This window comes from Desulfobulbus propionicus DSM 2032, assembly GCF_000186885.1.
GTDB lineage: Bacteria > Desulfobacterota > Desulfobulbia > Desulfobulbales > Desulfobulbaceae > Desulfobulbus > Desulfobulbus propionicus.
This window is the reverse complement of the sequence record NC_014972.1, coordinates 3,585,441-3,605,651: the sequence shown is the minus strand read 5'-3', so window position 1 is coordinate 3,605,651 and position 20,211 is coordinate 3,585,441. Positions and strand designations below refer to the sequence as shown.

17 protein-coding genes and 3 riboswitches are annotated in these 20,211 nt (G+C 58.2%); of the genes, 8 read left to right on the top strand and 9 right to left on the bottom strand.

What is annotated here, in order from left to right:
• Positions 1 to 134 precede the first annotated feature (134 nt).
• The 9 genes from rfaD to DESPR_RS15655 form a co-directional block, all read right to left on the bottom strand.
• Positions 135 to 1,118, bottom strand: a complete 984-nt coding sequence (gene rfaD / locus DESPR_RS15695) for an ADP-glyceromanno-heptose 6-epimerase (protein WP_015725786.1) — start codon at positions 1,116 to 1,118, stop codon at positions 135 to 137.
• Positions 1,119 to 1,120: 2 nt separating this feature from the next.
• Complete coding sequence (locus tag DESPR_RS15690; protein ID WP_015725785.1) at positions 1,121 to 1,384, bottom strand: hypothetical protein; 264 nt, start codon at positions 1,382 to 1,384, stop codon at positions 1,121 to 1,123.
• 238 nt (positions 1,385 to 1,622) lie between these two features.
• Positions 1,623 to 3,545, bottom strand: coding sequence for a TonB-dependent receptor plug domain-containing protein (locus tag DESPR_RS15685; protein ID WP_015725784.1), 1,923 nt, complete (start codon positions 3,543 to 3,545; stop codon positions 1,623 to 1,625).
• Complete coding sequence (locus DESPR_RS15680; protein WP_015725783.1) at positions 3,542 to 3,937, bottom strand: DUF2149 domain-containing protein; 396 nt, start codon at positions 3,935 to 3,937, stop codon at positions 3,542 to 3,544. Before DESPR_RS15680 ends, DESPR_RS15685 begins: the two co-directional genes overlap by 4 nt.
• A gap of 1 nt (position 3,938) precedes the next feature.
• Positions 3,939 to 4,544, bottom strand: a complete 606-nt coding sequence (locus DESPR_RS15675; RefSeq protein ID WP_015725782.1) for a MotA/TolQ/ExbB proton channel family protein — start codon at positions 4,542 to 4,544, stop codon at positions 3,939 to 3,941.
• The gene (locus DESPR_RS15670; RefSeq protein ID WP_015725781.1) at positions 4,544 to 5,290 is read right to left on the bottom strand and encodes a DUF2162 family putative transporter; all 747 of its coding nucleotides are present in this window, start codon (positions 5,288 to 5,290) and stop codon (positions 4,544 to 4,546) included. Before DESPR_RS15670 ends, DESPR_RS15675 begins: the two co-directional genes overlap by 1 nt.
• Positions 5,291 to 5,584: 294 nt before the next feature.
• On the bottom strand, positions 5,585 to 9,556 hold the full coding sequence (locus tag DESPR_RS15665) for a cobaltochelatase subunit CobN (RefSeq protein WP_015725780.1): 3,972 nt from the start codon (positions 9,554 to 9,556) through the stop codon (positions 5,585 to 5,587).
• Positions 9,553 to 11,595 carry an adenosylcobinamide amidohydrolase gene (locus tag DESPR_RS17555; protein WP_015725779.1) on the bottom strand — a complete coding sequence of 681 codons (2,043 nt, stop codon included), beginning with the start codon at positions 11,593 to 11,595 and terminating at the stop codon, positions 9,553 to 9,555. The genes DESPR_RS15665 and DESPR_RS17555 overlap by 4 nt, the downstream gene beginning before the upstream one ends.
• A 27-nt stretch (positions 11,596 to 11,622) precedes the next feature.
• The gene (locus DESPR_RS15655; RefSeq protein WP_015725778.1) at positions 11,623 to 12,045 is read right to left on the bottom strand and encodes a DUF4019 domain-containing protein; all 423 of its coding nucleotides are present in this window, start codon (positions 12,043 to 12,045) and stop codon (positions 11,623 to 11,625) included.
• Between the two features lie 141 nt (positions 12,046 to 12,186).
• Positions 12,187 to 12,369: riboswitch (cobalamin riboswitch) on the bottom strand.
• Between the two features lie 226 nt (positions 12,370 to 12,595).
• Positions 12,596 to 12,784: riboswitch (cobalamin riboswitch) on the top strand.
• A gap of 330 nt (positions 12,785 to 13,114) precedes the next feature.
• Here DESPR_RS15655 and exbB point away from each other — a divergent pair.
• From exbB to DESPR_RS15615, 8 genes are all read left to right on the top strand, one after another.
• Positions 13,115 to 13,546, top strand: a complete 432-nt coding sequence (gene exbB, locus DESPR_RS15650) for a TonB-system energizer ExbB (RefSeq protein ID WP_015725777.1) — start codon at positions 13,115 to 13,117, stop codon at positions 13,544 to 13,546.
• Positions 13,527 to 13,910, top strand: a complete 384-nt coding sequence (locus tag DESPR_RS15645) for an ExbD/TolR family protein (protein WP_015725776.1) — start codon at positions 13,527 to 13,529, stop codon at positions 13,908 to 13,910. Before exbB ends, DESPR_RS15645 begins: the two co-directional genes overlap by 20 nt.
• A 481-nt stretch (positions 13,911 to 14,391) precedes the next feature.
• On the top strand, positions 14,392 to 14,655 hold the full coding sequence (locus DESPR_RS18625; RefSeq protein ID WP_052302143.1) for an energy transducer TonB: 264 nt from the start codon (positions 14,392 to 14,394) through the stop codon (positions 14,653 to 14,655).
• Positions 14,656 to 14,740: 85 nt separating this feature from the next.
• The gene (locus tag DESPR_RS15635) at positions 14,741 to 15,646 is read left to right on the top strand and encodes a sirohydrochlorin cobaltochelatase (RefSeq protein ID WP_245529465.1); all 906 of its coding nucleotides are present in this window, start codon (positions 14,741 to 14,743) and stop codon (positions 15,644 to 15,646) included.
• Between the two features lie 294 nt (positions 15,647 to 15,940).
• A riboswitch (cobalamin riboswitch) is annotated at positions 15,941 to 16,126 on the top strand.
• Between the two features lie 294 nt (positions 16,127 to 16,420).
• Positions 16,421 to 17,206: a cytochrome c biogenesis protein CcsA gene (ccsA, locus tag DESPR_RS15630; protein WP_015725774.1), complete on the top strand. Its 786-nt coding sequence runs from the start codon at positions 16,421 to 16,423 to the stop codon at positions 17,204 to 17,206.
• The gene (locus tag DESPR_RS15625; protein WP_015725773.1) at positions 17,203 to 18,009 is read left to right on the top strand and encodes a hypothetical protein; all 807 of its coding nucleotides are present in this window, start codon (positions 17,203 to 17,205) and stop codon (positions 18,007 to 18,009) included. Before ccsA ends, DESPR_RS15625 begins: the two co-directional genes overlap by 4 nt.
• Positions 18,006 to 19,151 carry an ABC transporter substrate-binding protein gene (locus tag DESPR_RS15620; protein ID WP_015725772.1) on the top strand — a complete coding sequence of 382 codons (1,146 nt, stop codon included), beginning with the start codon at positions 18,006 to 18,008 and terminating at the stop codon, positions 19,149 to 19,151. Before DESPR_RS15625 ends, DESPR_RS15620 begins: the two co-directional genes overlap by 4 nt.
• Entirely contained in the window at positions 19,148 to 20,197 is a 1,050-nt protein-coding gene (locus DESPR_RS15615) for a FecCD family ABC transporter permease (RefSeq protein ID WP_015725771.1), read from the top strand. The genes DESPR_RS15620 and DESPR_RS15615 overlap by 4 nt, the downstream gene beginning before the upstream one ends.
• Positions 20,198 to 20,211: the final 14 nt, after the last annotated feature.

Below are 20,211 nucleotides of genomic sequence, written 5' to 3'. Positions count from 1 at the left end.
GCGGCTTTACTTGGATTCTTTGGAAGAGCCGGTCTTCGGAGCTGTTTGCCTCTTTTTCCTCGATTTTAAAAAAACGCCCGATGCACGGTCACGTTGCACCGGGCGGTTCAAAACCACCACAGTATCCAATCCTCTCATAGCGTGGCAACCGCCCCCCGGGCGAAGATAGGCTCGCCTTGTCCCAGCCATTCCATATAGTCGAGAACCCCCGATTCTACGGAACGAAATGCCCGATTATATCCTGCTTCTCGCAGGCGGGTGATATCGGCCTCGGTAAAACTCTGGTAACGACCTTTGAGGTGTTCCGGGAAAGGAATATATTGCAACTCACCGTACCCAAAAGCCGTTAGTACTGCCTGGGCCACCTCGTTGAAACTCTGACTTTTTCCGGTGCCGACATTGAAAATGCCGGATATTGCCGGATACTCCAAAAACCAGAGGATGACATCAACTGCATCCTCCACATGGATAAAATCGCGGCGCTGTTCACCGGGGCCGTAACCATCCGATCCTTCAAAAAGGTGAACAACCTTTTTCGAAAGCAGTTGATTGCGCAGGTGAAATGCCACGCTGGCCATGCCTCCCTTATGCTGTTCGCGTGGCCCGTACACATTAAAATACCGGAGACCGACAACCTGGCTTTGACCAGAAACAACATGACGGCGAACATACTGATCAAACAAAGTCTTGGAGTACGCATAGACGTTAATCGGTCGTTCGAATCGTGGATCTTCGATGAAGGTCGTACCATTACCATACACCGAAGCACTTGAGGCATATATGAAAGGTATGCGGTGTTGGTCAGCGTAGTGAAACAGTTCCTTGGAATAGGTGAAGTTGTTTTCCATCACCAGCTTGCCGTTCCACTCCGTAGTGGCGGAACAGGCTCCCTGGTGGAGCAGCGCATCCACCTTTCCGTTGAAGCACTGCCCTTGCTGCACACGGGTCAAGAACTCGTCTTTGTCGAAATAATCAGCCACCTGGGCATCAGAGACGTTGGTAAATTTGGTGCCGTCCGTGAAATCGTCAACAACAATGATGTCGGTTACGCCACGGGCGTTCAAGGCGTGGATGATGTTGCTGCCGATAAAACCTAATCCTCCGGTGACAATGATCATAATTAGACCTTCGTGATATTTTCATCGAACGATATTGACTCGGCTTGCATGCGAATCTGTCGATAACGTTCTGTATAAACGATTTTTTCCTGTTCGAGTTGTTCGATTTCCTCTCTGCTGAGATGGATTCTACCGCAAAGAGGACAGGCAAGACTGCATCCCCCGTTGAGTGTTCGTTGTAAGATTTCATCGGCTGTCATGTGACCGATATATCCATCCGCACATTGTGGGCATTCAACACGAATCGTGAACTGTTTTGCGTGCATGCTGTTCCTGGGAGAGTATGAATTTACCAGTCACAGTTAACACGAATATTGAAAAAGTAATACTGTTTTTCACGACATAAATTAACAGTGCCCCCAAGGATACTGTGCCGCTGCCAATGAAACGGCATGGAGGATGTGCTTCAAAGAAGAGATGGGCGGGAGGACCGGTGACGGAGACACTTCGAAGACTTCGACGAGGTAAAACACCAATTGGCGCCATACCTCGTCATCGTAGATGTCAAAACCGCAGATTGAGGCCAGTGAGCAAGCGGATACCCTCATCCGGATAGCCGTAGTGAATGGAATAGCCGGTATCGAAGAGATTTTCCACATTGACGAACCATTCCGCGTTCGTGCCCATGAGCTTGAAGGGTTGCGTTAGTTTGCCGTCCACCGTTACATACTCGTCTAATCTTTGCGATTCCAGGTTACTCATCTCGCTGTATTGTTTGCCGCAATAACGCAAGGTCGTTTCCAGGCGGGTTTCACTGGTTGGCACAGTGCTTTGTACGGTGAGCTTGGAAGTAAGGTGGGGAGTGTAGGTCAACTCTGCACCGGTCCCCTCGACCTCGGAATCCTGAAGAATGAGATTAGCCTCCAAGCTGAGTCGCGGATTCACCGTGTATTTTCCTCCGGCCTCCACTCCCTGTCGCCAGGCTTTGTCACCGTTGATTGGACTGTAGATGTGCGTGGTGGAATCGCGTTGGTAAAGGATGGGGTCGTCGGTGTCGCTGCGGAAAATACTCAAACGCAGCGAGGCGATTTTACTCGGGCTGTATTCCACACCGGCATCGGCGGCGAGGATTTTTTCCTTGTCCAGATCAGGGTTGCCCCGGGTTTGGTCAATGCTGCCGTGGCTGGGTTGATAAAGCTGGCCAAAGGTGGGAATGTTGACGCTGTGGCCAAGATTGGCCTTGAATGACCAACCCACGCCAAGCACATGATGGATGCCACCGGAGACAGCCGGATTAAAGCCAAAGTCGGAAACCTCGTCGCCGCGTGCGCCGGCGGTGAGGGTCCAGTCCTGCCATTTGCGATCCGTCTGCACGCCAATCCCGGCGGTACTTCGCTGGTGGCTGCCGGAGAGGGTGTGATCAAGATCATCATGTTCAAGGATGGTGCTGGTGCGCAGGGCCCATTGGTCGGCTGCATCGTTCCAGTTGTATTCCCCTTTCAACCCCACCTTGTCGTCGTCAAGCGTTGAGACCAGACCAGTCTGGCTCTTATCTTCAACGCGGATGGTATCCCCATAGAGATTGAGCGCGTAATCGCCGCTGTCGCCAGCCAGACCACTGAGTCGGCTGTCAAAGGAAGCCTTGTCGTAGGACTGGCGCGCATCCGGGGTGGGGTTATCCAGCGGCCCCGGTGATCCCGACTCCGAGGTGAAGAAGCGGCCGTTGAACTCCAGCTTGCGGTTCTCTTCCAATTCGTCGTCCCAATGCACCAGCAAGCTGCCGCTATCGAGGTCGCTGTTGCTGCGTTTGCCGTCGCGGTGCTTGCCAGTGGCCGAGCCCATGGCCGTGGCCCCTGATGCGAGGCGCATCTGGTGGCTGGCACTGGACTCGAAGGTGCCGTAGGAACCGCCGGCAACCCGTAGCTTGCTGGCCGGGCCCTTGTCCGCCTCTTTTTTACTGGTGATCCCCTTGGTGGCGATACTGATCGCCCCCTCGCTGGCGCCGCTGCCCAACCAGACCGGTACCGGCGGCTTGAACACGGTGATCGATTCGATGGTTTCCACCGGGATACCCGCCAAATCGACGCTGCCAAACTGGTTGCTGTTCAGCGGCCGGCCGTTCAACAGCACCAGGACACCGCCGGATTTTCCCGAGCCCCGGATGGAGATGCGCGAGCCCACGCCCATGGACTGCTTGACCTCCACCCCGGCCATGGTGCCCAGCGCCTCCTCCACACTGAGCAGGTTGCGCCGACTCATCTCCTTGCGTCCCAGTACCTCAACCATGGCAGGGTTCTGCTCGGCGAATTCACTGAGCCGGTCGGCAGTGACCACCACGGTTTCCAAGGTGGTGGCCTCCGTGCCATGGCTGGTGGCCTGTTCGTGGGCCGCCTGGACAGTGTGCGGAAACACGAATGCCGCGCAGGGGAGGCAGCAGCATGCGGCAACTGCAAACAGCCTTGGCGAGGTAAGCAAGGAAACGGTCATGGTTTCACTCCTGGGTTGGTTAGGGCAGGTTGGGAGGTATCCGGCACATAGACCATGGAACCGTCTTCCAGCCGATACGCCACACCAAGCCGGTTCCCCTTGCCCTGGGCCGCCTCTTGGGTGACACGCGAGGCCTTGATTTCGGTGCCTTTCTTGACGATGATCTCCATCTCGCCCGAGGCCTGCTGTTTCATGATGGTCATCTCCGATTTGCTGTCGAACAGATCCTGGAGCCGGTAGGCGTTGAACAGGGTCAGTAGCAGGCCGACAATGAACACCAGGCCAATGTCAAAGAGGTTGGCCACTCCGGTCATGGGATCGTCGTCACGGAAGGCCGGGTCGCTGAAACCCTTGCGGGATTTGCTCGTTCTGCGCGGGCGGAAGTAGTGCATCTCAGTGCTCCACCGGCCCATTGAGCAGCAGTTCGGTGGCCAGTTCCATGTTTTTGATATCCTCTTCCAGCCAACGGCGGCGCAGGGTGTAGAAACAGAAGGCCACCGTACCCACCGCCATGCCGACCACGGTGGTGGTGAAGGCGATGACCAGATCTGAACTGAGCTTGGTCATGTCGCCCTGACCCAGGGAGGCCAGGCCGGTGCCCATGGGGATGAGGGTGCCGAGTAGGCCAAGCGACGGGCCGGTGCGCACCAGGATGCGCAGCCGGTCCATGGATTTCCACAACTCCAGGGTGGTGGATTGCAGCAGGTTTTCCACGGCGATACCATGATTTCCCGGCTGGTCGCGGATCTCGGTGAGGATCTTTAAGTAGTGGTTGACCCGGTGCGAGATCATCCCCTGGGCCTGGCCGGTTTGCAAGAGCCGGGGCAGGTTCTGGGAAGGGCAGGGTTTGAGCCGTGCCCGTTCCAGCCACTCGGCAAAGAAACCACCGGCCTGGACGATGACCACCAGCACCAGCAGGCTGAGTGCCAGCAATACCGGGTAGAGCAGGGAGGAGGAAACCAGGTAGATGAAGGTTTGCAGCAGGGCGCCGATATCCATTAGTGCGAACTCCGTATTTTTTGGTGGGTACGGCCAAAACCGGCCAGAAAGGTTGATAAAGTGAGGACTACCAGCGGCAGCAGGGCACGCAGATCCTGCTGTTGACCGGGAACCTGGTGATGGGCCATGCGGTAGATCGCATCGACATCGGTGAATTGGGGGAGGATGGCCATGGAGAGCAGGAAGTAGGTACCGAGCAGCACCATGGCCCCGCCGAGCAGGGTTTCCGCAGACTGCGCGGTCATTTTACCCAACCCCAGCATCAAGCCCATCACCATCAGGCTGATAACAAGAAAGGCCAGGTAGAGACCGCCGGCCACCTGGGAAAAGTGGTCGGGAAAGAGTGACAGGCCAAAGGCGAGGCTGAAGACGATCACCGTGGCGCAGACCGGACAGGGCAGGGTCAAAAGCAGCCAGCCGCGACTGGCGCTGCCGTGCTGATGGGGTTTGCGCAGCAAGGCCAGCCCCCAGGCAATCATCACCCCGGCCATCAATAGGTGCGCCTGCATTCCGGACTGCAGGAAACGCTGGATAGTCCCCAGGTGCGCCAGGGGATCAAGGAGGCGCAGGCCCCAGGCCGCCAATGCGAACACCAGGGCGTAGAGCAGGGCAAAACCAAGCAGACGCAGGGCCTTGCCTCGCCAGGATGGCGTGCGCCCAAGCAGATAGGCCAGGCCAATGCCGCTTTTGCCGGCAAAGATACCGATACTGAAGAGCACACCTAGAATCAGCGATTTGTAGAGCATTGTGGTTCTCCTTTTCTAGGGTTGCAAAACAAGGCTGTTGAACTCTGTATGGTGATCATTTTTGTTCTCCCGCAGAGGCGCAGAAATCAGGGTTTGTTTTCTACGCTCCAGTATGGGAACGATCAAAACGTGCATGATCGATCTCGTAGGGTGGCGCAGGCGGCAGTATGCCTGCCCACCGCTGTGATGCCGGAGTACAGAGATTTCTCCCTTTGGTCGAAATGACCGGGAGCTGGGTATTCTTTCCCCAAGCACGAACCACCCCGGTGTCATCGCTCCTTTGCAGTGACCACCTCACCATCTCCGCCGCGAGCCCCACACAAACAGCGCCAGCACCACCAGCACAAACAGACTCGCCGCCCATTGGATACCCGAGGAACTCAGCTCGGTGGATTCATCCTTGGTTTTAATCTCCTCCATCTTGTAGCCCTGGACGTTTTCCGGGGCCTTGCCGTCTTCGGTCGCCTTGGCCTCCTTCTCCGGCACCGGCTCGGGTTGTTGCATCTCCTGGTTGGACTTCGTCTGCTCAGGCTGTTGCTGCGGTGGCGGTTCGGTCGCCTGCTGCTTTTGCTCCCCGGCCGGAACCTCGTTCAATCTGGTGATCAGTTCCGCCCGTTCGGCGGTCTGCTGCTCTAAACTTTTCTTGGCCATCTGCTCGATGGCCAGTTTGAACTGTTCCACCATCTGCGGGCTGAGCACGCCGGGCATGGAGATGAGGTTGACCACCATCTGGTTGAGCATGGGGTTGTTGCAGGTATGATCGCAGCAGGCCACGCCGCGCTGGATGACGTTGGTGGCATACTCGGCGGCCAGTTTTTTGGTCACCTGTTCGTCCGCCTGCCAGTAGCCCTTTCGCACCGCCTCCAGCATACGTGCGGTCATCGACTGGTAGGCCCAGGGGTTGTGCTTATCGAAAAATTCGGCCAAGCCCTGGCCGTACTTATCCTCCACGTAGACCTCGAAAATCTGCTGCCACTTGTCGGCGCCGACCGCGTCACGCACCGTTACCTGCCAGCCCCAGAGATTTTCGGCAAAGTCGGCCATCTGCCGAGCGCCGCCGTAATTCTCGCGCTTCATGCCCTCGATCCACTGGGGGTTGAGGTAGCGGGTGCGCATCTCCATGCCGATGGTCTTGGCCACGTCCTCCACTCCCAGCTCATCCTTCTTGCGGTGCATGGTGACCAGGGTGTCCGGGGCCTGACCGCGCACATTCTTCACCGCCAGCGACATGCCGCCCAGGTACATGAAGAAATCGTCGGTATCGATGATGCCGATGACATTGCTGGAACGAGAATGCACAGCGGTGTCCACACCGCGCAGGTTCTCGGTGAAGGTCTCCTTCACCGGCACGGCCCACTTGCCCCGGCCGACGGCGAACTGCACCCGGTTGAGGTAGATGTTGCTTATCGACTCATCCGAATCCCAGAGCCCGGAGGCGCCGGCCATCTCCTCGACCCCGTTGCCATAGGAACCGACCGCTTCGGTGAAGATGCGAAAGCGCGACTGCTCATCGGCCTCCTGCTCACTCATGCCCTTGGCCAGCAGGGCTTTTTTGATCGTCACCTGGTTGCGGGCGAGGAAGTTTTCAATATCGGTCTGGGCCAGGGCCTGCTGCACCGCCTCGTCGAGGAACAACAGCTTTTCCGGATACATGTCGCGATACAAGCCGGAGGGATTGATCAGCACGTCGATGCGCGGCCGTCCCAGTTCCCGGCCGGGCACCACCCGACTGCCGGTGACCCGGTCGCTTGCATCCCAAACCGGCTCCACCCCCATCAACCAGAGGATGGTCGCCTCATGCACCCCCTCGTTGCGAGTGGTCTCGGTGGCCCAGAGCACCACGCCCACCTTTTCCGGATAGTGGCCCTCCTTCTCCTGTTTGGCGCGGATCATCTCCTCGGCAGCACGTTTGCCCACGGCCCAGGCCGCCTTGGATGGCACCTTGGCCGGGGAAAATCCGTAAAAGTTCTTGCCCGTGGGGATGGCGGCCAGGTTGCGCAGCGGATCGTTGCCCTCGCCCGGCGGCACATATTCGCCGTTCAAGCCGCGGATGAGGTTGTTCATCTCCCGCAGGGGCGAGCCCTCCAGGTCCTTGCGAATCTTGTCGTCATCGGCCTGGGGATTTTGCTTTTGAATGAGCTCAATGGTCGAGGCGGTGGCATCCTCGGCGTAGGCCTTGCCAAAGGTGTGCAGGCCAAAGGGCAGCGAGTTGTCGTCGATCTCGTGGAGGTAGAGATGGATTTTTTCCATGGCTGCCTCATCCATGGTGGTCAGGCGCAGATCCTTGGCAATGCCCATCTTCTCCACCAGTTGGCCGATCTTGTTCCGATACTCAGGCACGGTTTCGCTGCCAACGGTGCGGGCCGTCTCATACTGCTTGAAGAGATCACCCAGCTGCTTGTATTCATGGTGCAGGTCGGCCTCCTTCATCGGCGGGGTGAGGTGGTCGACGATTACCCCCCGGCCGCGCCGCTTGGCCTGCACCCCCTCGCCGACATCGTCAACGATGTAGGGGTAGATGTTAGGGATGGTACCGACCATGATCTCCGGCGGGTCCGAGGGCGCCAGCCCGGCTTGCTTGCCCGGCAGCCATTCGTAGGTGGCATGGGTGCCGAGGTGGATCATGGCGTCGGCGTGGAATTTTTCCTTGAGCCACAAATAGGCGGCAATGTACTGGTGGTGCGGGTAGAGGGTGGTATCGTGGTAGAGCTTCATCGGATCATCGGACCAACCGCGCGCCGGTTCCGGCAGCAGCACCACGTTGCCCAGCTTGACCATGGGGAAGACCAGCTTTCCGTCTCTGGTCATGATGGCGCAGTCCTTGGGCTGGCCCCATTGGGCGATCACCGGTTTTTTGAAGGCTCCGGGCAACCGTTCAAACCAGGTGGTGTACTCCTCGATGCTCACCTGCTCCACCCCGCCGGAGGCCAGCAGGTTGTCGAGTTCGCCCGGCGCCCAGGAGCCGATGTTGCGGCCGCTGGCCAGCACCAGTTGTTGAATCTGTTCCTCGTTCAGTCGTTCGGGCTTGTCGATGCGGTAGCCCTCGGCCTGCATGCGGGCAAGGATGGTTTGCAGGCTGCGGAAGACGTTGAGGTAGGCGGCGGCGATGTTCTGCTTACCTTGACTGTGGTTGTAGTAGAGGATAGCCACCTTTTTGTCGGGGTTGGCCATGCGTTGCAGGGCGGCCCAGTTGTGCAGCCGGGGGATGAGAAAATCGATCGCTTCATCCACGGTCTCGCTCACATAGAGCTTGCGGCCACTGAGCGGATCGACCAGTTGCTGCTTGCCCAGCAGCACCGTCGGCTCAATGGCGCCGGAAAACTCGGGCGTAGCCACGGCCCAGGCAGAGGCCATCGGACTGATCCCCACAGGGCTCTGCCGCCACTCATCCACGGTCTCGGCATAGGTGGAGATGACGTTGAACAGTGGTACATTCAGCCGCTCCAGGGCAATCCGAACCTCCTCGTTGAGAGCTGAGGCGAACTTGAGGGTAAAGGCCAGCACCAGATCCACCGGCGGCTTGCCGTCAATGGGCTGGAGGTATTGGGTCAGGGTTTGCTGCAGCGACCCGAAGCAGGGCAGTACGGCAAGGCCACCAGCCTCCAGGCGGCGGATGAGTTTGTCCACCGCCTCCACCTGGCCCACCTTGAGGCTGTTGTTGTATTCGAGGATGGCCACCCGGGGCCGGTCGGCCTGGTATCCCGGCCGCTGCCGGTCCCAGGCGAGGTAGTCAGCAACCGTGGTGAAGGTGCGCGGTGCATCGGGATGATGGAGGCAGATTTCGGGCAGGATCTCGACCGGTTGATAGCTGATGGCCTGGTCGATGTGGCGGTGTGCGGCCAGTCGTACCAGGTTGACCATATTGGCCAGGCTCATGTGGCGGTAATAGGCCATGATTTCGCGGTCAAACACAAAACCTTTCTTGGTGAGTTCTTCGGGGTTGCTGGCCTGGTTGAGGCCATAGACCGCGCGGCCGGTCAGCAGTTGTTGATCGATCATGTAGCTGGCCAGTTGGTTGGCCATGACGTTGACCAAGACCACCGAGGATTCGCGCACAAAGTCCTTGGCACGAGGATCGTGCTCCAGGTCCTCCAGGGTGAAGAATCGGGTTTCGATGGCGGGCGGCAGTTCAAGGGCTCCAATAGCCTGCTGCAACTGATAGCCGTTGATATCGATTTCGAGGATAGCCACCTTGGCGGTGGGCATTGCCGGGGCCGACTGCACCCAACCGAGCAGGAGCAGCACGAGCAGACAAAGGCGGTTCATGGTTGGGACTCCTTGGAAGTGGTAGGACCTGTGCTCAACCCGGCCACCAGCAGGCCAAAGACCCTGGCCATGACCGGTGGCAGGAGATCCGGGGTGTTGATAGTTGCCGGGACAAGGGTGGTGGTGCCGGTCAGCTGCTCGCTCATGGCGGAACACATCCGCTCAAAGGCGGTCAAATTGGCAATCTGGCCGCTGCCAGACGCATCGCTGATGGCCAGGGCGGTTTCGATGAAGCCGGCAATGGCCGGCTCCTCCAGGGCTCGCTCCAGCCTGCGTTCCAGTTCCTGGGGCGGCAGGGTGGAGGGGTAGAGTTGCACCAGTCGCTCCAAACTCAGTTTGCGTTCATCGAGTCGTTGCAAGACGTTTCGTCCGGCCTTGATGCCGTTTTGGCCGATGAGAGCCTCGGTCACCCCGGCGTGGACCGCCTTGGCGATCAACTCGCCGATCTTGGCGTGGCCGCCGGTGTAACGGACCAAGGGGCCTTCACCCTGGACCACGATCATCGAGTCCGTACCGGTGCCGGTGGCCGGGTAGGGCCAGGGCAGTGCGGTGCTGCGGATATCGAGATCCAAGAGAGCGGCGGTCTTGGCCTCGGTGGCGGTGATGATGACCCGGGCCATGGCCTCGGATGCGAGTGTGCGGTTGGTGAGCAGGAGGATGTTGATGGTGCCCGAGGCGTGGGCATAGCCAACATCCTTTGACATCCGTTGAGCGTTACCGCGCGTTCCGGCGGTCACCAGGGCTACGGCCTCCAGATCACCCTCGCGCCGCACCTGCATTGAGAGGTTGTCCATGTCGGCGCCGGTCATCATGCCGGTGTAGGTGGCCGGCGTATAGCCGAGGTTGGCGGCCACATCCTTGCGTACCTGCTCGACACCAAAGGCCATGTGGCCAAGGCTGGCATGCATGGGCACGGAGGTATTGCCCACCGCCTGCACGGCCTGCGCATTGCCTTCGGTGGTGGAGAGTACCGTCTGGGGGGTGGTGAAGCGGAGCACCAGGGATTTGAAGTCGGCATCGTTGACCCGGTGATTGACCACTTTGGCGGAGGCCACATAGGGCAGATCAAGGTTGAGTGGCCGCTCGCCTTGCACCGTATTGTTGCTGACCGCCTTGGCGACATCGGCCATCAGTTCCGGATAGAAGGAGGCTGCCAGCCACTGCACTGCGGCCCCCACATGGGGCGTCACCTGGCAGGCGATGGAGCAGGGCAGCTGGGTGATGGCCCGGTTGCGCACCGCTTCGACCTCTTTCCACCCTTCTTGGGCAAGCATCTTGTGGACCGCCTCCATGTTGCGATCGCAGCCGTAAATCATTTGCGGGTTAAAGGCCTGCCAGCTGGTTACATCCACCTCCACAAAACCACCGTTCTTGGCCCATTGCGGCGCGATGCCACCGGCAGCGGCGATCATCTCGTTTTGGAAGGAATCATCGCCGGGGCATGAGATACCATCATTTCCGGCCACCACCCGAGCCACCCGTTTGCGCTGCTCCGGCGGCATCTGTTTGAGACGGGCCTGCACCAGCCCGATCTGCTCGCGGTTGCGATTGATGATGGCCTGCGCCTGTTGTTCGCGTTCCACCAGGGTACCGATCTGGGCCATGCGGGCAAAGCCTTCCTCAAGCGAGCCTTCCCGGAAAAAGAGCACCTTGGTGTGCTGCTGCGGATCATCCAACCACGGCTGCAGCATGGCCTGCTGCGAGGTGGAGGCAATGATCAGATCCGGTTTGGCGTTCGAGATCGCTGCCAGATCGGGCTGGAAAAAGCTGCCCATGCTCGGTACCCGCAAGGCGCTGTGATTGAGCAAGTCCTGGCGGCTCAACCCCACCAGGAACTCAGTGCGATCCAGCTCAAAGAGCAGATCGGTCACCGAGCTGAGCAGGCAGACCACTCGCTGCGGCGGGCTGGTCAGGGATACCTCGCGGCCGAGGCTATCCTTGAAGGCATGCGGATATTGGCCAGCCTGGGTGTCGCAGACCGCAACTGCACACAACAGCAGCACAAGCAGGACATGGGTGAACAAAGCAAGGGGGCGCATGGCGTTCTCCTGGAAAGATTGAGCTGTCTACTTGATGAAGTAGCCGGCAACCCGCCATTGACCGTCTGCTTCACGCATCATGGTCAGGGTTTCGACGGCGGTTTTTTTGTTGGTCAATTCGGTGGCAAAACTGAGGATGCAATACTCGCCGTCAGGTGCGCCGGGTAGGCTGGTCGCCAGTTGGCTTGCGCGTTGTTCGCGGCGGACCAGGCTGCCCAAGGGCGAACGTGCTGCTTGCAGGGAGGCGGCCCAGGTGGCCTCGGCAATGGCAGAACGAAAAAATCGGGAGGCAGTTTGCCAACTCTGCACGTAATAGCCACCATCGACGAGCGTGAGCCAGCTGCTGGCAGTAATGGCGGCGTCTTCAGTCGTGGCGGCCACCGCAGATGCCTGGGGGGATGTAAAAACAACGAACAGGAAAGCGATCAGAACAGCGAAACATCGTTGCATACCATCCTCCTGCGTGACACCTGCACTTTCATAGGTGGGTTCGGCAAAAAAAAATCCCGGATCGAAAACTCAAAGTATTCGATCCGGGATGTCCCTTTTTTATCCGTGGATATGGTGCGAGCGCGCCTCCGTCCACGAAGCATTCGCTCAATTCTCAAGGCAGGTCTTCTGACTCACGGATCATCCTACTGGCTGCGTCTTCCCGACAACAAGGTCAGTGACTCAAAATGCAGCGGTCGTCCCCGAATACAGCAGCGGGCCTGTCTCCGATTCACACGGAGTTCCCTATTAAGCTCTTGCGAGCGCCTGAGAATGGGCTGTGTTTAGACGGTTTGCAGTGAAAGTCAAGCGAAAAAAGTAGAAGGCGTTGCAGGGAAAGATTTCGACACGTCTCACGACGTGGTTGTGTAGCAGTGTCAAGTAATCGTGAAAAATGTCGCTATTGCAATTTGTTGCGATCTTATACCCATATTACACATTTTACTATTATCGAGATGGCCAATAGGATGGATAGAAAAATATTTTCTTGACATTTTAGGAGCTATAGTTTCTATCCTTCCAGCATTCAGGTGTTCGCAAGAACACAAGAGGGAACCCCGTGCGATTCGGGGACGGGCCCGCCGCTGTGACCGGGGACGAACGCTGCACCTTAAGTCACTGACCTTGAGAAAAGGTCGGGAAGACGCAGTCAGTAGGATGAGCCGGAAGCCAGAAGACCTGCCTGAATGGATGTTTGGAGACGACTGCGTGGACGGCGGCGTACCCCGGTACCTGATATATTTCTGCGGATAAATAGGGCTATCCCGGATCGAATTTTTTGTATTCGATCCGGGATTTTTTTTTGCTCTATGCTGGCCACGGTGTCAGGTGCTCCTTTGCCGTCGTTCTACCTCCTTTTACAAGTGAGTAGTAGTTATGCAAAGGAACCTTCATCTCTTCTTTTCCTCTCTGTTCCCTCCACCGATTGAGCGTGGCTTTCAGGCGCAAGCCCAAGGCCGTTGCTCTTACGTTGGTGATTCTGTTTTGTCGAACCCGTTGTTTTTTTTGCTTTCATCGTGGGAGGAGTCTCATGGAATATCTTCACAATTTGATTGATTATGGGATTCTTGGATTGCTGCTCTTCATGAGTGTGGTAGCCCTGGCCCTGGCGATGGAACGCTGGCTGGTGTATCGCGCAGTGCGTGTCGAGCAGTACGCGGATCGGAAGGTGCTGGAGTTGCACCTCTCCCATAAGTTGCACCTGATTGCCACCATCGGCGCCAACGCCCCCTATATCGGCCTGCTGGGCACGGTACTGGGCATCATGCTCACCTTTTACGACATCGGCGCGGCTGGTTTCGACACCACCAAAATCATGACCGGCCTAGCCCTGGCGCTGAAAGCCACGGCTTTGGGACTGCTGGTGGCCATCCCAGCGGTCACTCTCTACAACCTGCTGCTGCGCCGCTGCAAGGTGCTGCTGATGCAATGGGATATCTGCCATGGACGAAAAGGAGTTTGATTATCTCAATGTCATCCCGTTGGTGGATGTAATGCTGGTGCTGCTAACCATCGTCCTCACCACCTCCACCTTTATCGCCACCGGCGGCATTAAGGTCGAACTGCCCAAGGCCGAGGCCAGCGAAGAACTGGCCGCGATCCATCCGCGCACCCTTGTCGTCAACAAGGAGGGCAAGCTCTGGGTTGACTCGATGGAAATACCTTTAGAGGGATTAGAAGCCACTCTGGCCGATGCGGATCGGCTCACTCCAATCATTCTCCGTGCAGATAAGGATATTCCCCTCCAGTTATTTGTCGATGTGTATGAGGCACTCAAACGTCTTGGTTTTACAACCTTAAGTTTGCAAACCGAACAGCAGCTATGACCCGACAAATCAAAGCTACCCAGTTTTCCCTGCTCGTACATGCGATGTTTTTTCTCGCAGCCGTGACCATCAGTCAGCACACCCCGCCGGTACGCCTACCGGTGGCTTTGGACTTTTCCATTCTGCAGGCATCAGGTCCTCCAGAGGCTGGACCACCGCAAGCTGTTCCTGCTTCGCCTCCGGCCTCGAAAGCGCCTGCCCCGGTCAAGAAGAAAAACATGCCCAAGCCGGTGGCGAAAAAGTCGCCACCACCTGTGGTAAAAAGAAACCTGTTGAAGAACAAAAAACACCTGTGGAGACAGTCCCGGTGGCCGCCAGTTCGCCGCAAATGCAACCTCAAGGCACGACATCCTCGGTGTCGACGAGTAATGTAAGTGCCGCTGCGGCCTCGGCGGCAACTCCCTCCGCGAGCTCCGCCCAGGGAGAAAGCGCACGTGGGGGTGGGGGCGGCATCTATACTGTCGGTCAGCTTGATGGCCCATTGGCTGCGGTTGCAAAGGCTCCACCAGTCTATCCTCCAGCCGCCAAGCGCCGTAACATCGAGGGCTGGATCAAGGTCAAATTCGTGGTCGATGAGCAGGGGCAAGTGGACAAGGTCGCTGTGTTGGACGCCGATCCAGAAGGAGTGTTTGAGCAAGCCGTATTGCGATGTATCTCCGGTTGGCGATTTCGACCAGGCACCAAAGGCGGCGTGGCCGTCAAAGCCCTGGTGGAACAGACCATCACCTTCAAACTGGAAGGATAAGCCAACTCAACCCATGATGCGGCCGTACAGCGAGCAAGGCACGTACGGATGCATCGACTATATCAATGAAAAGGAGAAAATGAACATGCACATTCAACGACTGGTACAACAAATGATGGCCGTAGCCGTTGCCGCTTTGGTTGCGGTCTGTTTCCAGGCCGCAACCGCCAAGGCCATGGAGCACGGTAAGAAAAAAGAGGATAAAATCGCCATCCTCCTGGTGACCTTCGGCACCAGTGTGGAAAAGGCCCAGGCCTCGTTTACCAATATCGAGAAGCGAGTCAAGGCAGCCTTCCCCGGCACCGAGGTGCGCTGGGCCTATACTTCGAACATCATCCGCAAAAAGCTGGCCAAAGAAGAGGGCAAGCAGATCGACTCCCCGGAGATGGCCCTGGCCCGGTTGATGGACGAAGGCTACACCAAGGTGGCGGTGCAGTCATTACACATGATCCCCGGTGCCGAGTTCCATGAGATCAATGCCAATGCCCGCCTTTTTGGTCAGATGGTCGGCGGCATCGAGCAGGTGAAAGTCTCCCTGCCGCTGCTGATCAGCGACGAGACCATGGAGCAGGCACTAAAGATCATCACCACGAAGGTCGTGCCCAAGGAGCGCAAGGCGGGTGAGGCAGTGGTGTTCATGGGCCACGGCACCCATCATCCCACGGATGCCATGTACAGCGCCCTGATGTATAAGGCGCAGCAGATGGATGCCAACCTCTATGTTGGCACCGTTGAAGGCCACCCAACTTTTGAAGAGATCCGTGACATGCTGATGGCCAAGAAGATCAAAAAAGCCTATCTCATTCCCTTTATGACCGTAGCTGGCGACCATGCTATGAACGACATGGCCGGCGACGAGCCCGACTCCTGGAAAAGTCAGCTCGCCAAAGCCGGCATCGAGAGCGTGCCGGTGATGAAGGGTCTGGGTGAGGTTGATGCCATTGTCGACATGTGGATTGCGCAGCTCAAGGTGGCCATGGCCCATTTGTAAAAAGAAGAGCACGGAGCTTTTGACTGCAATTTCAGAATGGTTGGAAGTCGGAGTTGTTGTTGATCATTGCTGGTGATAAAAAATTGCATTGTACTCTTTGTGCGCGTTTGCCAAAAAGATAAATTGTATCAATATCTGTACATCATCTGTTCGGTATTTGTGTCGTGGATGTTCATGCCTGGTGTGGCGTGATTAGGGTAGATGCGAGGAATGTTGCTGAAAAAAACCGCAATTATTTTATTTTATTAAAGGCTTTGTCATGTAATTATCTTGACTTTGCCCGGTGTATCTGTTTTATGCATTGCACATTCAGGTGTTCGCAAGAACGCAAGAGGGAACCCCGCGTAAATCGGGGACGGGCCCGCCGCTGTGACCGGGGACGAACGCTGCACCAAAGTCACTGACCCTAGAAGGGTTGGGAAGACGCAGTTAGTAGGATGAGCCGGAAGTCAGAAGACCTGCCTGAATGGATGTTTGGAGACGACTGCGTGGACGGCGGCGTACCCGGTAATCTGATATATTTCTGCGGATAAATAGGGCTATCCCGGATCGAATTTATTGTATTCGATCCGGGATTTTTTTTTGCCCGCCCACCAACCGCAGGCCGTGGCCCCCTTCTCCCCGTTGTTGACTCCACCACCGAACCCGTGTGCGAGGAGCCATGCAACACCTTCAGGTCATACCCATCTCTGTTCATCATTTCCACCCCTGTCGGAGTCCTGCCGCCATGCGCAGGCTGTCGCTTCATCTCCCCGTTATTTCGGGGGTAGAAGTATGAACCACCTGACCCAGACAACATGGCTCTGCGCCGGACTCTGTTATCTGACCTCGCTGATGGCCGCCTTCCTGCCGCAGCGGTGGGTATTCCTTTCGCGGATTCTGCTGCTGCCGGCCCTGGGATGCAACCTGGTGATTGTTGCCCTTCGTTATACCCAGGCCTGGCCGATGTTGCCGATGCATCTCGGCGCCGTGGCGCTGCCGCTTTGCCTGGGGCTGCTGGCCTTGTGTATCGGCAACGGCTCAGAGCCGGGCGAGCGCATGCTCTGGCGGCTTGTCCTTGCGCTGCTTGTTGCTCTGGTGGTCACGTCTCTCGCTTTCCCCAAGGATTTTTATCTGCCCTTTCTCAAGTCCAAGACCCTGCTCAGTCATGGGTTTCTCTGGTTTGCCCTCTTCGCCAAGGCAAGCTGTGTCATCAGCGCCGCCTGGGCCCTGTGCGTCTGGCCCCTGAGCGACAGGTGGATCGATGGTCTGCGACCCACGGTTGCCCTGCATAAGTCCCTGCGCTGGGCCGCGCTGGGATTCGGACTGTGGACGGCTTCCATGTTCTGCGGCGAACTCTGGTGCTATCTGGGCTGGGGTACGCCGGTGGTCTGGGAGGATCCGGCCCTGACCCTGACCATGGCGGGCTGGTTCTTTTATGCCTGCGTCCTCCATCTTCACCTCAGCAAAACCTGGAGCCAGCAGGCAAGGGCCATCTTCGTTGGTCTGGGTGGCCTGGTTGTCCTTTGCTTAAGCTGCCTACCTGATATTGGCCCCTTTCGTGGTCTGGTGATGCCATGAAAGGAATCTGCACCGTCATCTGGCAGGGGTTAGCCAGCATCAACCTGACCATTGGCCTCTGCGTGCTTTTGACGCTGGATCTGATCTGGGGGTATTTCTGCCTGGTGCGGCACACCGCTTTGTTCGTCCCGCTCAACGACATGGGGCTGACAGCCTGGATGCGTACCTACGGCAGCCACAACCTGGAGCAGACCAGCTGGTTTTTCCTGCTGCTGGTGCTGCTCAGTGTCCTGACTGCCAACACCTTCGTCTGTACCACCAACCGCATGCGCCAGCTCCTGGCCGTCCGCCGCAGTGGATGGCCGGGGCTGCTCAAGCTGGCGCCGCACATCATGCACTACGCCCTGATCATCATCCTTGCCGGCTATCTGTGCAGCTATCTGTTCACCGACGTCCTGACCGGCAGTACCCTGGTGCCGGGTACCCACCTCTCCTTACCCGGCACGAGGGGTCAGGTCGAACTCATCGCCTTTGAACCCGAGTACTACCAGGGCAAGCGCCTCGCCTTTCTTGAGGATGAGGTCATCACCGCCCGAGTCAGGCTGCTGCTTGATGATGGCATGACCAAGCGGGAGGCGATCCTCAGTTGTACCCGACCGGTGCGGTTTCAGGGCTACAGCCTGCATCTGCGCAATTTTTTCCCTAAAAGTCAGGGTGGAATGAAGATGAAAACCAGAGTCGATCTCTTTGTGCGCAAGGATCCGGGGGTCGGGCTCTATCTGGCAGGTATGGTTCTCTTTTCCCTGGGCCTTGTGCTCTATTTCTTTGATTGGATGATGATTCGGGAGGCTCGCACATCGTGAGACGAATATCTTTTTTCTGGCTGCTCAGCGCGCTGATTGGGCTGCTGGTTTTGGCTGGGTGTCGCAGCGATAAGGACGCGGCCAACGGCTCCGGACCTGAGCGGCAACAACCCGCCTTTCTGCAAATAGGTGAGTTCAGTATCAACCGCATCTCACCTGAGCGTACCGAGGTCCGCGACGGCGCCGGCCGCACCCTGGTGCTCATCCCCCGCGAGGCGGCCATGCCCACCGATGTGCGGCCGAGCCAGGTGGTGCGCACCCCGGTGCAGCGGGTGGCCGCCTACGGGGCCTTTGATATTGCTGTGCTCCGAGCCCTGGGCGTACTCGAACAGACCCTGGTGGGGGTGACCTCGCCGGCTCAACGCTGGTACATTCCCGAGATCAGGCAGGGCATGGAGGCCGGGCGGATTGCCTATCTCGGCGATGCTGCCAGTATCGATTTCGAGCGGCTCAAGCAGAGCAACCCGGAACTGGTGCTCACCTGGGATCCGGGGGTGATTCCCCTGCTCGATGATCTCGGTATTCCCGCCGTGGTCACCACCACGCCCACCGCCATGTGCCTCAATACCCGTATGCGTTTTGTCCAGTTTCTCGCTCCCTTCTTCCACAAGGAGCGCGAAGCGGAGAGCTATTTTGCCCGCATCGATGCGGCACTGAGCGACATCCGCGCCCGCACCGCCGGCCTGGCCCATCAGCCCAAGGTGATGTGGGGCGATATCTACGAAAAACGGGTCATGGTTGAACCGGGCAACGCCTGGGTGGGGGAATTGGTGGGACTGGCCCAGTCCGATTACCAATTCAAGGATGTCTTCGGCACCGCCTGCATCGAGATCACCGTGGAGCGCTTTCTCTACTCCGGCCAGGATGCGGATATCTTTTTTACCTACCGCACCGGAGAAATGGGGGCCACCTCCAAGGAGGCCCTGGCCAAGCTCAACCCGCTGATCAGGGACATCGGCCCACTCAAACGCGGCCGGGTCTATGCGCCGCTCCCCCACTACAGCCAGTCGGCGGACCGCTTGGACGAGATCCTCACCGAGATCAGCGCCATCCTCCATCCCGAGGCCTATCCCAACTACCGGCTGCGTTACTTCACCGAGTTGCCCAATACCGAGCCCCCACCCGTCAAGGAGCAATCATGACCACCTCTGAATGCTGTCTGCCCCAGGTGCGACCGCTGCTGCTGCGGCGTCCACCGCTGGTTTTTGCCCTGCTTGGGATGCTCACCCTGGTGATGCTGGTGCTCAATGTGGCCATCGGTTCGATTTCCTTTCCCCTCAACGAGATCTGGCAGGCGCTCTGCCATCCGCAGGATGCCTCGACCACCACCGCCATCCTGTGGAATATCCGCATTCCCCGTGCCATTGCCGCAGTCTTCGGCGGTGCCTATCTGGCGGCCTCGGGGCTGTTGTTGCAGATCTATTTCCGCAACCCTATTGTCGGCCCCTATATCCTCGGCATCAGTTCCGGCGCCACCCTGATGGTTTCCTTTGTGATGCTCACCAGCGTCACCATCGGCTGGACCCTGTTCACCCCGTTCATCTCCACCCTGGCCGCCTTTGCCGGCGCCTACGGGGTTATGCTGGTCGTGCTCGCCATTGCCAACCGCGTCAAAGGCGGGGTGACGCTGTTGATCGTCGGCCTGATGATGGGCTACCTCTGCGGTGCGGTCAGCGCCATCCTCACCGCCTTTGCCGAGAAGGACAAAATCAAGGGCTTTGTCCTCTGGCAGCTGGGCAGTTTCTCCGGCTTCAAGTGGGATGAGATCTGGCTGCTGCTGGCCGCTGGCGGCGCCATCCTGGTGCTGCTCTATGTGCAGAGCAAACCGCTCAACGCCTTTTTGCTCGGCGAGGAGTACGCCGGTTCCATGGGAGTCGACATCCGCCGCTTCCGCCTCTTGATCCTGCTCTGTGCCTGCGCCCTGGCCGGGATGGTCACCTCCATGGCCGGGCCGGTGGCTTTCATCGGCATGGCCGTGCCGCACATGGCCCGGCTCGGTTTCGGCACCTCGGATAACCGCATCCTCATCCCCGGCGCCTGCCTCATGGGCGGGCTGGTGGCCAGCCTCTGCGACCTGATCGCCCGCACGGTCATGGCGCCGGTGGAGTTACCGCTCTCGGCGATCACCGCCTTTTTCGGCGCCCCGATTGTTATCACCCTGCTGCTCAAACGGAGGGTCAAACTATGAGCACCAACCAATCC